We start from the raw sequence: 13,744 nt of genomic DNA on the forward strand, positions 1-13,744 counted from the left end.
GAATACCGCCATGAATACGCTTCCTGTTTCCGCTTGTCTGCCGACCGATCTCGACGACGCGCTGCTCGTCGGACGCGTGTGGCGCCGCGATGGCGCGCACGCGGGGCCGAGCGTCGTCGTCGTGAGGCGCGGCGAGGTGTTCGACATCACGCGCACGGTGCCGACGACGGCCGATCTGTTCGACCGCGCGGATCTGCTCGACGTCGTGCGCCATGCGGCCGGCGAATCGCTCGGTCGCGCCGACGCGCTGCTCGCCGCGACGCGCGACGGCAGCGGCGCGGGCCCGACGCTGCTCGCGCCGTGCGACGTGCAGGCGATCAAGGCATGCGGCGTGACGTTCGCGGTGAGCCTCGTCGAGCGCGTGATCGAGGAGCAGGCGGGCGGCGATCCGGCGAAGGCGCGCGCGGTACGCGACACGATCAGCAGCGTGATCGGCGCGGATCTGTCGAAGATCCGGCCGGGCTCCGATGCCGCGATGCGGCTGAAGGACGAACTGCAGCGGCGCGGCGCGTGGTCCCAGTATCTGGAAGTCGGCATCGGCCCCGACGCCGAGGTGTTCTCGAAATCGCAGCCGATGTCGGCGGTCGGTTTCGGCGCGGACGTCGGATTGCTGCCGGCATCGGTCTGGAACAACCCGGAGCCCGAGATCGTGCTCGCGGTCAACGCGCGCGGCGAGATCGTCGGCGCGACGCTCGGCAACGACGTGAATCTGCGCGACATCGAGGGGCGCTCGGCGCTGCTGCTCGGCAAGTGCAAGGACAACAACGCGTCGTGCGCGATCGGCCCGTTCGTGCGCGTGTTCGATGCGCGCTTTACGCTCGATTCGGTGCGCAGCGCGAGCGTGTCGCTGCGCGTCGAAGGCGCGGACGACGGCTTCGTGCTCGACGGCATCAGCCACATGCGCGAGATCAGCCGCGATCCGACCGATCTCGTCGCGCAAACGTATGGCGCGCATCATCAGTATCCGGACGGCTTCATGCTGTTTCTCGGCACGATGTTCTCGCCGATCGCGGATCGCGACACGCCGGGCGGCGGCTTCACGCACCACGTCGGCGACGTGGTAACGATCTCGGCGCCGCAGCTCGGTGCGCTCGTCAATACGGTCAAGCGATGCACGGAGGTCGCGCCGTGGACGTTCGGCGTGCGCGCGCTCTATCGCAACCTCGCGCAGCGCGGGCTGCTGGGTGCGCAGTAACCGGCCGGCCGGTTCGCCGTGGCGACGGACCACGACGCGTGCGGCAGCCGAGCGGCGCATTCGCGAAAGGAAAGTCTTGGTTCGGAGGAACGGCGCGATGCAAAACCGCGCCGATTATCGGCTGCCGATACGGCGCGGCGAAACGCTGCGCCATTTGAATCGTTTGCGGATACCGGGAATAAGCAAAATCGAATAACCGGATATTCTCGTCATCACCGGTTCATATAATCGTTCATCAATGAAAAACACCCCAATCATCATATTAAAACCGAGCGATTGGGGTGTCGTTTCACCGTACGGATTGCGCAATTTCCATTCCCGTCCCCCGAGTCGGCGATTGCGCATCCGCCGTGCGAAAACCGGCTTTTCTTTATCGCGCTTTCAGCATCTCGTCTGCCAGCCGGTACGCACAAACCGCCCGTTTCGATTCGTAGTCGGCGATCGTCGACACGTTGCGGCCGGCGTCGCGCGACAGCAGGCCCTGCAGGGCCGCGGCGGCGAAGAAGTCACGCAGATCCGGCGTCGGCGGTTTCGGCTCTTCCGGTTCGGCGACGAGCGGCGCCGACTTCCAGAAGACGGGCGTCGCGTTGGATACGTTTGTTGACTGCTTGGTACGCAGACTCTGTGACAAAGGCGTCATGTCTTCCCCTTGAATCGTTAAAAACAGTGGTGAAGCAGCGTGAGGCGCCCGGCCTATAAGACGTTTTTTGTTTCCACTAGCGATGTTTTCGGGAACTGCTAACTGGCGGGTGACGCGAATATTCGCCGGGATTGCTTAATCCGTCAAAACAATTAAATAGTGCCACGGTCGTTTTCAGGTAACAAATTTTGTTCCCGGAATTAAGGGACGAGACGCGCGGCCGCATGCGGCGGGCATGGCGATGGGGAAAGTGGGGAAATAAGCGGCCCGCGCTGCGGGCCGCCGTGTTGTTTTGATTACTTCTTCTCAGGCAAGAACCAGTTCATGACGAGCGCGCAGATGCCGCCCGTCGCGACGCCCGATTCGAGCACGTTCTTCAGCGCGTGCGGCAGGCTGTTCAGGATGTCGGGCACCTGCGATACGCCGAGACCGAGCGCGAGCGACACCGCGATGATCAGCAGCGCGCGCCGATCGAGCTGGATGCCCGCGAGGATGTTGATGCCGGAGGCCGCGACCGCGCCGAACATCACCATCGCCGCGCCGCCCAGGACCGGTTCCGGAACCGCCTGCAGCGCGCCGGCGACGACGGGGAAGAGGCCGAGCACGACGAGCATCGCGGCAATCCAGATGCCGACGTAGCGGCTCGCGACGCCCGTGATCTGGATCACGCCGTTGTTCTGCGCGAACACCGAGCTCGGGAACGTGTTGAACACGCCGGCGAGCAGCGAGTTCGCGCCGTTCACGAGCACGCCGCCCTTGATCCGCTGCATCCACACCGGGCCTTCGACGGGCTCCTTCGAGATCTTGCTGGTGGCCGTGACGTCGCCGATCGCTTCGAGCGAGGTGACGAGGTAGATGATCAGCATCGGCACGAACAGCGACCACGAGAAGCCGATCCCGAAATGCAGCGGCGTCGGCACCTGGAACACGGCGGCCTGATGCATGCCGGTGAAATCGAGGCGGCCGAGGAACGCGGCGGCGGCGTAGCCGATCGCGAGCGCGATGACGAGCGCGGTGCTGCGCACCCAGACGACGGGCACGCGGTTCAGCAGGATGATCGTGCCGAGCACGAGGCACGACAGCGTCAGGTTTTGCGCGCTCGCGAACGTGCCTTTCGCCATCGCGCCGTAGCCGCCGCCCATGCTGACGAGCCCGACCTTGATCAGCGTGAGGCCGATCAGCAGCACGACGATGCCCGTGACGAGCGGCGTGATCAGCCGCTTCACGAACGGCAGGATGCGCGACACGCCCATTTCGACGAACGATCCGGCGATCACGACGCCGAAGATCGCGGCCATCACGGTCTCGACCGGCGTGCCTTGCTTGACCATCAGGCTGCCGCCCGCGATCAGCGGGCCGACGAAGTTGAAGCTCGTGCCCTGGACGATCAGCAGCCCGGCGCCGAGCGGGCCGAAACGTTTGCACTGGACGAAGGTCGCGATCCCGGAGATGACGAGCGACATCGAGACGATCAGCGTCGTGTCGTGGCTCGACACGCCGAGCGCCTGGCAGATCAGCAGGCCGGGCGTGACGATCGGCACGATGATCGCGAGCAGATGCTGGAGCGCGGCGACGAACGCGACCATCGGCGCAGGGCGATCGTTCGGGCCGTAGACGAGGTCGCGGGCCGATTCTGCGTCGTCGGCGCCGTGGGAGGCGGATTGGGCGTGGGAGGCGGGTTGCATGGCGAGCGGGCCGGACAGGATGGAAAGTGCGGCATTTTAGCCGAAGGGCCCGACGGCGCCGGCGCGGATCGCCGGTATTCGGGCCGCGCGGCGGCGGGCGGGCCGTTGGCGCGCGCGGCCGTCGGGTGGACCGGTGGTCGCAGGCAGTCGTACCGCGTCGCGTTCGTGGCCCGCGCAGCATGCGCGGCCACGCCGCACCGCTGCCGTCGCCCATCGGGAAACGCCGCATTTGCAGCGGCGCGGCGTCGGCGCGATCATTCGATGGCTCGCCAGCCGCGCCCGCCGCATCGTGCAGCCGGACCCCGGCGCGGCGACGCCACCGGAGGCCCGATGAACCCGTTTCAATTCCGCACCGTCCCGACGCTGATCGTCGAATACGGCGCCGCGCGCCGGCTCGGCGCGCTGCTGCGCGAGCGCTTTCCGGCGCTGGCGCGGCTGTGCGTGGTGACCGACGCGTTCCTGCACCGCAGCGGCGTGCTCGCGCCCGCGCTCGACAGTCTCGCCGCGCACGGCTGGCAGGTGACCGTGATCGACGACGTGATCGCCGATCCGCCCGAGCGCGTGGTGCTCGACGCGACGGCGCGCGCGGTCGCGGCCGATGCGCAAATCGTGCTGGGTCTCGGCGGCGGTTCGTCGATGGACGTCGCGAAGCTGATCGCCGTGCTCGCGCCGGGGCGGCAGGCGCTCGCCGACATGTACGGCGTCGACAAGGTCGACACCGAGCGGCTGCCGCTGGTGCAGATGCCGACGACGGCCGGCACCGGCTCGGAGGTGACGGCCGTGTCGATCGTCACGGTGGGCGAGGCGCGCAAGATGGGCGTCGTGTCGCCGCATCTGTTCGCCGACGTAGCGATCCTCGACGCCGAGCTGACGCTCGGGCTGCCGCGCGCGGCGACCGCCGCGACCGGCATCGACGCGATGGTGCATGCAATCGAGGCCTACACGTCCGCGCGGCTAAAGAATCCGGTGTCCGACATGCTGGCCGTGCAGGCGCTGACGCTGCTGTCGCGCAATCTGCTCGCCGCATGCGACGACGGCCAGGACCGGCACGCGCGCGAAGCGATGCTGGTCGGCGCGATGTTCGCGGGGCAGGCGTTCGCGAACGCGCCGGTCGCGGCCGTGCATGCGCTCGCGTATCCGGTCGGCGGCATTTTCCACGTGCCGCACGGGCTGTCGAACGCGCTCGTGCTGCCGCATGTGCTGCGCTTCAACGCGGAAGCGGCCGCGCCGCACTATGCGGAACTCGCGGCGATCGTCGCGCCGTCGGCGACGGGCAGCGACGAGGCGAAGACGCATGCGCTGATCGACGAGATCGACCGGCTGATCGTCGCGACCGGCATTCCGCGGACGCTGCGCGAGGTCGGCATCGGCGAAGGCGATCTGCCGCGGATGGCCGCGGACGCGATGCTGCAGACGCGCCTGCTCGTCAACAATCCGCGCGAAGTGACGGAGGCCGACGCGCTCGAGATCTATCGGCGCGCGTGGTGAGCGGATCGCGCGGCGACGCACGCGCAGCCCAGCGCGAGCGCGACCAGCGCGCAGCCGGCCCACGGTGCGAGCAGCAGCGCGCCGCGCTCGACGAGTACGCCGCCGAATGCGGAGCCGAGCGCGACGCCCGCATGCATCGCGGACACGTTGATGCCGACGCTCGCATCGGCGAGCGCGGGCGCCGCGTGGATCAGATGGCTCTGTGCGATCGGCGAGATCGCCCAGCTGACCGCAGCCCATAGCATCATCGCGGGTACGAATGCGAGCGGCGTCGCGGCGGCGGCCGGCAGCACGGCCATCGCGACGACGAACAGCGCCGGGCAGGCGACGAGCGCGCGTCGCGCGCCGAGCCGGTCGGACAGTGCGCCGCCGGCCCACGCGCCGATCACGCCCGCGATGCCGAACGCGACGTACAACGCTTCGAGCGCGGCGGCGCCGGGCGATAGCACCGCCTGCAGATACGGCGTCAGATAGGCGAACAGCGTGAAATGCCCACCGATCATCGCGACCGACACGAGCTGCGCGGCGACCAGCGTCGGGCGGCCGAGCACGGCGCGATACGGCGGCGCGTGCGCGCGCGGCGCGGTGGCGCCGGCATCGACGGCCGCGATGCGCGGCAGCCGGCGGCCGAGCCAGACCGCGAGCGGCAGCGCGGGCACCGCGAGCGACGCGAACACGGCGCGCCAGCCGGCCCAGTCGGCGATCCGCATCCCGATCGGCACGCCGAGCACGAGCGACGCGCTGATTCCCATGAACACGATGCCGATCGCGCGGCCGCGCTGCGCCGGCGTCGCGAGCTCGGCCGCCAGGCGCGTCGCGACGAGGATCAGCATCGCGCAGCTCGCGGCCATCAGCATGCGCGCGGCGAATAGGCTCGCATACCCGGCGCTCGCGGCGGCGAGCAGGTTTGCGGCTGCAAATGTGGCGAGCGACGCGAGCAGGGCCGTGCGCCGTTCGATGCGCGCGACGGCGGCGGCCGCGACGAGCGCGGCGAGTGCGAATACGGCGGAGAAGATCGTCGTGAGCTGGCCGGCGGCCGCGACCGATACGTCAAGACCGGCGGAGATCGCCGGCAGGATGCCGACGCAGATGTTTTCGGCGACGCCGGCGAGAAACACGGCGGCGGCGAGCAGGTAAACGCGAACGTCCAACGCAGACCCCTCCAGTACGCGCGACGCGGCGGGGCCCGGCAACGGACGGCCGCGTCGGATCGAATCGACGGATGGGTTTCGACGCGAGGCTTCGGTTATCCCGGAAACGCGCACGTTAGCGCACCGCCGGCGCGCATGCAAGATCGGACCGTCCTACCCGTACGCAGACGCCGCGCGATGCGCGAGAATCGCCTCCATGGCGTCTGCACTGCGGCGTACGACGGCAATCGAACGGAGGCAACGAATGACGCAACGGCACGAACCGACCCATACGCACTGCGTCGCATGGCAGATCGCGCAGACCTGGCACGCGGCCGAATGGTGCCGGCTCGTCGATGGGCGCGACGGTATCGAGTTGTCGGGGAGCGTCGCCGGTGCGATCGACGGCACGCCGTTTCGCGTCGACTACGCGATCGCATGCGATGCCGACTGGCTCACGCGATCGGCGCGCGTGACGCGCTGGATCGGTGCGGCCGCGCGGCAGATCGAGCTGCGCTGCGACGGCGGCCGATGGACGATCGACGGCGTCGACGCGCCCGCGCTCGACGGCGCGACCGACGTCGATCTCGGCTTCAGTCCGTCGACGAACACGCTGCCGATCCGTCGCCTTGCACTGAAAGTCGGCGATGCCGCCGCGATCCGGACCGCATGGCTGCGCTTTCCCGCGTTCGACATCGTGTGCGGCGAGCAGCGCTACACGCGGATCGCACCGAACGCGTACCGCTACGAGAGCGGCACGTATGCGGCCGACCTCACGGTCGACGCAGCGGGCCTCGTGATCGACTACGACGAGTGGCGACGCATCGGCGCGACACGCGCGCCGTAATGCAACGCATGCAGCGGCCGCTCAGCGCGCGGACGCGACGCTGATCTTGCCCGGAATCAGCTTCAGCGTGCTGAACGTGTCGGCGATGTTCTGCTGATATGCGAGCGTCGCGTCCGCGATCGGCTGCACGCCGTAGCCGGTGCGCTTGAGCGCGACTTCGAGCGTCGGCGCGTCGAGGCCGACGAGCGGCGACAGCAGCGTGGCGACGTCGGCCACATGGTCGCGTCCCCAGCGATCGACCGCGTCGATCTCGTCGAGCAGCGCGCGCAGCACCTGCGGCTGTGCGGCCGCGTACTTGCGTGCGGCAAGGTAGTACTGCGTATTGCGTACGAGCCCTTCGCCGTTCGCGATCACGCGCGCGCCGAGCTGCCGTTCGGCCGCGGCGAGATAGGGATCCCAGATCGCCCACGCGTCGACGTTGCGCTGCACGAACGCGGCGCGCGCATCGGCCGGCGTCAGATAGATCGGCTGGATGTCGGTGTAGGCGAGGCCTGCCTGCTGCAGCGCTTTCACGAGCAGATAGTGAACGTTCGAGCCCTTGTTGAACGCGACCTTCTTGCCGCGCAGCTGCGCGACGCTGCGAATCGGCGAGTCGGGCAGCACGACGATCGCCTCGCCGTGCGGCGCAGGCGGCTCGTTGCCGATATAGACGAAATCGACGCCGGCCGCCTGCGCGAAGATCGGCGGCGTTTCGCCGACCGTGCCGACGTCGATCGCGCCGGCGTTCAGTCCTTCGAGCAGTTGCGGGCCGGCCGGAAACTCGAGCCATTGCACGGCGACGCCCTGGCTCGCGAGCCGTTTTTCGAGCGTGCCGCGCGCCTTCAGCACGACGAAGTTGCCGTATTTCTGGAAGCCGATGCGCAACCGTGTGGTGTCCTGCGCATGCGCGGGCAGCCCCGCGAGCGGCCCGAGCGCGAGCCCGGCGACGCCGGCGGCCGCGCGTTGCAGCCAGCGGCGGCGCTGCGCGTTCGCTGCGCCTGTTTCGACGTATGCGTGCGATGTGTCGTTCATGGAAGCGTCCTGCGTGCGGAAAGCGGGCCGCGCGCGAATGCGGCGCGGTCGGCGCACGGCGGGACCGGATGCGGCGATGCGCGCAACCGGCGGTCCGCGCCGGACTCAGCACGATACGTCGGCGCGCGCCGGCGGCCAACCAACGAATCCGCATATGCAAATCAGCCGCGGCGCAGTGCGAAAGCGGCTCGCGCGATGTGCGGCGGCGCAGCGCGCATCGCATCGCGGCGGCGGCATGCAGGCAGGGCGCCGTCGACGCTCAATCCGGGCCGGCCGCGTTGTCGACGATCGAATCGACGCGATCGGGATAGAACGCGAGGTGCCCGCGAATCGCTTCGACGGCCGGATACGGATGTTCGTACGTCCAGACCGCATTGACCGCGCGCGCGCCGCCGGACGGGATCGAGTAGTACGCGCAGTCGCCCTTGTACGGACAGTACGTCGCATGGTCGGTGCGTTGCAGCAGTGCCATGTCGACATCCTCGCGCGGAATGTAGAGCACGGCCGGGTAGCTGGCCTCGCGCAGCGCCAGCGCACGCTGCGTATCGGCGACGGTGCGGCCGGCCACGGTAACGACTACGCGCGAGCGGTGCGGCGAGACCGTGATCGGATGGTCGGGGCCCGGCGTCTTCACGGGGCGCGATTGCGGATCGGGGCTGTCAGGCATCGTGTGTCCTCCTGGTATGGGCGGGGCGAAGGCGGCGTATCCCGGCATGCGTGCGCCGGAGACCGGCCGGCCAACCGATACGATGCGCCGATTCCGCAGAACCTGCAGGGGCCGGATGACGCCAGGCTCGCCCCGGCGCTCGCGCGGACGTTTTCATGCAACGGCGCCGGGATGCAGCGATCGCGATAAGCAATAGCGAATCGATTGGTTCGCGATCGGCGGGACAGGCGCGAAGATCGTCCGTCTTCATTCGTATGAACGCCGTCCGTTTCGATCGCCATGAATATCCGCTTGATCTCGCCCGCCGCGCGTCGCGCGCGCAACGTATCGCCGTTCGCGAGCGCGCTTCGCTGCGTCGCCGCGTCGCTGATGCTGGCCGGGGCCGCGTCGCCCGCGCTTGCCGCGCCGGCCGGCAACACGCTCGTGTTCTGCAGCGAAGGCAGCCCGGCCGGTTTCGATCCCGGCCAGCACACGACGAGCACCGATTTCGACGCGAGCACGCATACGATCTACAACGAACTCGTGCAGTTCCGGCGCGGCACGCTCGACCTCGAGCCGGGGCTGGCGACGAGCTGGGACGTGTCGGCCGACCAGCGCGTCTATACGTTCCACCTGCGGCGCGGCGTGAAATTCCAGACGACCGCATGGTTCAAGCCGACCCGCGCGTTCCAGGCCGACGACGTCGTCTTCACGTTCCGCCGGATGCTCGATCGCGACGATCCGTTCCGCAAGGCATACCCGGTCAGCTTTCCGTACTTCAGCGACCTCGGCTTCGACCGCAATATCGAACGCATCGAAAAGGTCGACGACTACACGGTGCGCTTCGCGCTGAAAGAGCCCGACGTCGTGTTCGTGCGCAATCTCGCGATGGCCTTCGCGTCGATCCTGTCGGCCGAGTATGCGTCGCAGCTTGCCGCGCGCCATCGCGAGGCCGACATCAACCAGTTTCCGGTCGGCACGGGCCCGTTCCTGTTGCGCGCGTATCAGAAGGACGCGGTGATCCGCTACGACGCGAATCCCGACTATTGGAAGCCCGACGACGTGAAGCTCGCGCATCTGGTGTTCTCGATCACGCCCGATCCGGCGACGCGCCTGCACAAGCTGACGAGCGGCGAGTGCCAGGTGTCGGTATTCCCGCGCCCGGCCGATCTCGACACGGTGCGGCGCAACCCGTCGCTCACGTTGTTCTCTGCAACGGGGTTCAACGTCGGCTTCGTCGCGTACAACACGCAACATCCGCCGCTCGATCGCGTCGACGTGCGGCGCGCGCTCGACATGGCGATCGACAAGGCTGCGATCCTGAGGACGGTCTTCAACGGCGACGCGGCGATCGCGACCAACCCGATGCCGCCGGCGCAATGGTCGTACAACCCGCGCCTGAAGGATGCGCCGCACGATCCGGCCGCCGCGAAGGCGCTGCTCGCGCGCGCGGGATTCCCGAACGGCTTCGACCTGACGCTGTGGGCGATGCCCGTGCAGCGGCCGTACAACCCGAACGCGCAGCTGATGGCGCAACTGATCCAGCAGGACTGGGCGAAGATCGGCGTGCGCGCGAAGATCGTCAGCTACGAGTGGGGCGAATACAACCGGCGCGCGAAGCAGGACGGCCAGCACGACGCGATCCTGTACGGCTGGTCCGGCGACAACGGCGATCCCGACAACTGGCTCGGCGCGCTGCTCGGCTGCGACGCCGTGCACGGCAGCAATCTCGCGAAGTGGTGCAACGCGGATTTCGAGCGGCTCGTCGACGCGGCGCGCACGAATGCCGACGTCGCGAAGCGCACGGCGCTGTACGAGCAGGCGCAGGTCGTGTTCAAGGATCAGGTGCCGTTCACGCCGATCGCGACGTCGATCGTGTCGCTGCCGGTGTCGAAGCGTGTGCACGGGCTCGTGTTTTCGCCGCTCGGCGGGCATCGGTTCGACGGCGTGTGGCTCGAATGATGCGCAGTGGCGCGGTGAATCGCGGTGCTGGCGACGACGGACCGGCGCGCCGGTCCGTGCGCGCGTGACGCGTCAGTTGAGCGCGACCGCCGCCGCGGCCTCTACCGGCGAGCCTTCGAGTGCGACCGACGGCCGTCCGTCCGGGCCGACCGGCACGTCGCCGACGAGCGTGGTGCGGTAGAGCTGGCGATCGAAGTCGAGATCGAAGATGTCGACGGGCGCGAGATGCGCCGTTGCGCGGTTGTCCCAGAACGCGATGCTGCGCGGTTCCCACTTGAAGCGGATCGTGAATTCGGGCCGCGTCACGTGTTCCCACAGCAGTTCGAGCAGCGCGTGGCTTTCGCGCGGCGTCAGCCCGACGATCGATTTCAGGAAACTCGGGCTCACGTACAGCGCACGCTCGCCGGTTTCCGGATGGACGCGCACGAGCGGGTGCTCGGTCACGAGCGGGCGCCGCTCGACGGCTTCGTCGAAGGCGCCGGTCGCGCGCGCGCCGGCCGGCGGCGTGAAGCGGTGAATGCCGCGCAGCCCGTCGACGAAGCCGCGCAGCGGCGCGGACAGCGTCTCGTACGCGCGCACGAGATTGGTCCACTGCGTGTCGCCGCCGTACGGCGGAATCGTCACGCCGCGCAGGATCGACGCCCACGGCGGATTCACGGCCGCGGTGACGTCGGTATGCCAGCCGGTCCACGGCCGTCGCACCGGTTCGCCTTCGAAGCGCGTCGCCTTGCGGTGCTTCGCGATCGAGTAGACGGCGGGGTGTCCTTCGACATGTCCGAATACCGGATGGCCGACCGTCGGTTCCCCGAACTGCGCGGAGAACGCGACGTGCTGCTCGTGCGTGAGGAATTGTTCGCGGAAGAAGATCACGCGCCATTTCAGCAGTGCGTCGCGGATCGCGGCGATCTGCCCGGAGGTCAGCGGCTGGGTCAGGTCGACGCCGCGAATCTCCGCGCCGATGTGGGCGGACAGCGGAATCACGTCGATCGGCTGGCCGGCGGGTTCGAGTAGGGCACTCATGCGACGCTCCTGGCGGAAGTGAACGGAACGAACGGCCGACATCGCGACAGGCTGGCGAGCCGGTTTGGCGGACGTGGATGCATGGTCGGGTTTCCGGTAACGCGGCACGGGCGGCCGCGCAGGCATGGACGGCGACGCATCGCCGTTCCGGCCTGCGCGACACGCATGACTGAATTACTGCAGCGTGGTGCCCGGTCCTTTCAGCACGACGCTTTGCCGGCCATCGATGGCGACCGGCACGTCGCCGTGCACCGTCGCGCGACGCACGACGCGGCGCGCATCGCCGTAGTCGTTGATCGCGTAATGCTGCGTCGCGCGGTTGTCCCAGATCGCGACGTCGCCTTCCTGCCAGCTCCAGCGCACGGTGTTCTCGAGGCGCGTCACGTGTTCGTGGAAGACCTGCAGCAGATGCGCGGAATCCTGCGTCGACAGGCCCTTGATCCGCTGCACGAAGTGGCCGAGCACGAGCGTGCGCTCGCCCGTTTCGGGATGCACGCGCACGACCGGGTGCTCGGTCTCGTAGACGGTCGAGGTGAACACTTCGCGGTAGCGCTTCAGTTGCGTTTCGTCGGCGTGCACGTGCGTCGACGCGTAGTCGTACGCGTTCGTATGGATAGCCCACAGCGTATCGGCGAGCGTGCGCAGCGTGTCGGGCAGATGCGCATACGCGGCCGCCGTGTTGGCCCAGACCGTGTCGCCGCCGACGGGCGGGATCACGACGGCACGCAGGATCGAGATCTTCGGATACGCGTCGACGAAGGTCACGTCGGTGTGCCACGAGTTGGCGCGCGCGCCGTGCGCGGAGTCGAGTTCGAGCAGATGTGCGCTGCCGTCGACGGACGGCACGGTCGGATGCGCGACGGTGTCGCCGAAGCGGCGCGCGAACGCTTCCTGCGCGGCATCGTCGAGATGATGCTGGCCGCGGAAGAACAGCACCTTGTGGCGCAGCAGCGCGGCCTGGATCGCGTCGAACGTCGCATCGTCGAGCGTGGCCGACAGCCGCACGCCGGAGATTTCGGCGCCGATCCTGCCGGCGACCTGACGAAGCTGGAGCGGGGCAGCGGCCGTGCGCGGCGCGGCGTGCGATGACGGGTGAGCGGCGTGCTGGACTTCGGACATCGGGAGTCTCCTGAGGTGAGGACGTTCGGGTTTCCATTCAAGCAGGGACCGCGCGGAACCGGAACCGATCAATCGTCACAACCTTAGCGTGCGGATGCGAACGATCGATATGCGCGGGCGTGCGATGCGACGACGCGTGCGCGGGTGCCTACCAGGCGAGCCGCCACGCGCCGATCCGCTGCGCGTGCGGCGTATCGGCCCGCGCAGGCGTGCCACCCGGGAGATCGCCGTCGCCGCCGTCGTCGAAGTCGGCGAGCACCGTGGCGCGCAGCCGCGCGAACTCCGGCGAATCGCGGCGGCGCGGGCGCGGCAGCGCGACGTCGACGATGCGCTCGATGCGGCCGGGGCGTGGCGCCATCGTGACGACGCGATCGCCGAGATAGACGGCTTCGTCGACGTCGTGCGTGACGAGGATCATCGTGATGCGCTCCTGTTCCCAGATGCGCAGCAGCTCGTTCTGCATGCGCGCGCGCGTCTGCGCGTCGAGCGCGCCGAACGGCTCGTCGAGCAGCAGCACGCGCGGACGATTCACGAGGCCGCGCGCGATCGCGACGCGCTGTGCCATCCCGCCCGACAACTGGTTCGGATACGCGTGCTCGAAGCCGTTCAGCCCAACGAGCGCGATGTGATCCACCACCGCACGGCGCTTCTGCTGCGCATCGAGTGGCGCGTTGCGCAGCGCGGCCTCGATGTTCTGCGCGACGGTCAGCCACGGGAACAGCCGGTGATCCTGGAACACGATGCCGCGCTGCAGCGACGTGTCGCGTACGACCTCGTCGCCCGCGCGGATCTCGCCGGCATAGTCGGTGTCGAGGCCCGCGATCAGCCGCAGCAGTGTCGACTTGCCGCAGCCGCTCGCCCCGACGATCGTGACGAACTCGCCGGCGCGCACGTGCAGCGACACGTCGTCGAGCACGGCGAGCGAGGCGCCGCGCTGCGCATAGCGTTTGCTCACGTGAAGGATGTCGAGCGAATCGGAGGCGAGGGTCGTCATGGCGGAG

The 13,744-nt window shown here is 68.7% G+C and carries 12 protein-coding genes; 4 read left to right on the top strand and 8 right to left on the bottom strand.

The features are described from left to right. Positions 1–10 precede the first annotated feature (10 nt). Positions 11–1,195 (top strand): fumarylacetoacetate hydrolase family protein, encoded by a 1,185-nt coding sequence (locus NP80_RS06555; protein ID WP_006409892.1) that lies wholly within the window; start codon positions 11–13, stop codon positions 1,193–1,195. Positions 1,196–1,565: 370 nt separating this feature from the next. Here NP80_RS06555 and NP80_RS06560 read toward each other — a convergent pair whose 3' ends face one another. Together NP80_RS06560 and NP80_RS06565 are read right to left on the bottom strand one after the other, a co-directional pair. Continuing rightward, the gene (locus tag NP80_RS06560; RefSeq protein WP_006403923.1) at positions 1,566–1,835 is read right to left on the bottom strand and encodes a hypothetical protein; all 270 of its coding nucleotides are present in this window, start codon (positions 1,833–1,835) and stop codon (positions 1,566–1,568) included. A gap of 296 nt (positions 1,836–2,131) precedes the next feature. Continuing rightward, positions 2,132–3,520, bottom strand: a complete 1,389-nt coding sequence (locus NP80_RS06565) for a uracil-xanthine permease family protein (RefSeq protein ID WP_006403922.1) — start codon at positions 3,518–3,520, stop codon at positions 2,132–2,134. Positions 3,521–3,850: 330 nt separating this feature from the next. On the opposite strand from NP80_RS06565, the gene NP80_RS06570 reads away from it, so the two are divergent. Then, positions 3,851–5,008, top strand: coding sequence for an iron-containing alcohol dehydrogenase (locus tag NP80_RS06570; protein ID WP_006409893.1), 1,158 nt, complete (start codon positions 3,851–3,853; stop codon positions 5,006–5,008). Here NP80_RS06570 and NP80_RS06575 read toward each other — a convergent pair. Continuing rightward, on the bottom strand, positions 4,990–6,159 hold the full coding sequence (locus NP80_RS06575; protein WP_045593258.1) for an MFS transporter: 1,170 nt from the start codon (positions 6,157–6,159) through the stop codon (positions 4,990–4,992). The two genes, NP80_RS06570 and NP80_RS06575, sit on opposite strands and share 19 nt — an antisense overlap. A 244-nt stretch (positions 6,160–6,403) precedes the next feature. Here NP80_RS06575 and NP80_RS06580 point away from each other — a divergent pair, with 244 nt between their 5' ends. Continuing rightward, the gene (locus NP80_RS06580) at positions 6,404–6,985 is read left to right on the top strand and encodes a putative glycolipid-binding domain-containing protein (RefSeq protein ID WP_006411673.1); all 582 of its coding nucleotides are present in this window, start codon (positions 6,404–6,406) and stop codon (positions 6,983–6,985) included. Positions 6,986–7,006: 21 nt separating this feature from the next. Here the strand turns inward: NP80_RS06580 and NP80_RS06585 are convergent, their stop codons facing one another. Both NP80_RS06585 and NP80_RS06590 read right to left on the bottom strand, forming a co-directional pair. Then, entirely contained in the window at positions 7,007–7,996 is a 990-nt protein-coding gene (locus NP80_RS06585; RefSeq protein ID WP_035948097.1) for a sulfonate ABC transporter substrate-binding protein, read from the bottom strand. A gap of 259 nt (positions 7,997–8,255) precedes the next feature. Next, positions 8,256–8,663: a DUF427 domain-containing protein gene (locus tag NP80_RS06590; protein ID WP_006411674.1), complete on the bottom strand. Its 408-nt coding sequence runs from the start codon at positions 8,661–8,663 to the stop codon at positions 8,256–8,258. 279 nt (positions 8,664–8,942) lie between these two features. Between NP80_RS06590 and NP80_RS06595 the strand changes: the two genes are divergently transcribed. Continuing rightward, positions 8,943–10,604 carry an ABC transporter substrate-binding protein gene (locus NP80_RS06595; protein WP_035948095.1) on the top strand — a complete coding sequence of 554 codons (1,662 nt, stop codon included), beginning with the start codon at positions 8,943–8,945 and terminating at the stop codon, positions 10,602–10,604. 72 nt (positions 10,605–10,676) lie between these two features. On the opposite strand, the gene NP80_RS06600 is transcribed toward NP80_RS06595, so the two are convergent. The 3 genes from NP80_RS06600 to NP80_RS06610 all read right to left on the bottom strand — a co-directional run bounded on the left by NP80_RS06600 (position 10,677) and on the right by NP80_RS06610 (position 13,737). After that, positions 10,677–11,624, bottom strand: coding sequence for a TauD/TfdA dioxygenase family protein (locus tag NP80_RS06600; protein ID WP_006411678.1), 948 nt, complete (start codon positions 11,622–11,624; stop codon positions 10,677–10,679). A gap of 174 nt (positions 11,625–11,798) precedes the next feature. Continuing rightward, entirely contained in the window at positions 11,799–12,743 is a 945-nt protein-coding gene (locus NP80_RS06605; protein WP_006411665.1) for a TauD/TfdA dioxygenase family protein, read from the bottom strand. A gap of 148 nt (positions 12,744–12,891) precedes the next feature. Continuing rightward, on the bottom strand, positions 12,892–13,737 hold the full coding sequence (locus tag NP80_RS06610; protein WP_006411670.1) for an ABC transporter ATP-binding protein: 846 nt from the start codon (positions 13,735–13,737) through the stop codon (positions 12,892–12,894). Between the last annotated feature and the right edge of the window lie 7 nt (positions 13,738–13,744).

Source organism: Burkholderia multivorans ATCC BAA-247 (assembly GCF_000959525.1).
GTDB classification, from domain to species: domain Bacteria; phylum Pseudomonadota; class Gammaproteobacteria; order Burkholderiales; family Burkholderiaceae; genus Burkholderia; species Burkholderia multivorans.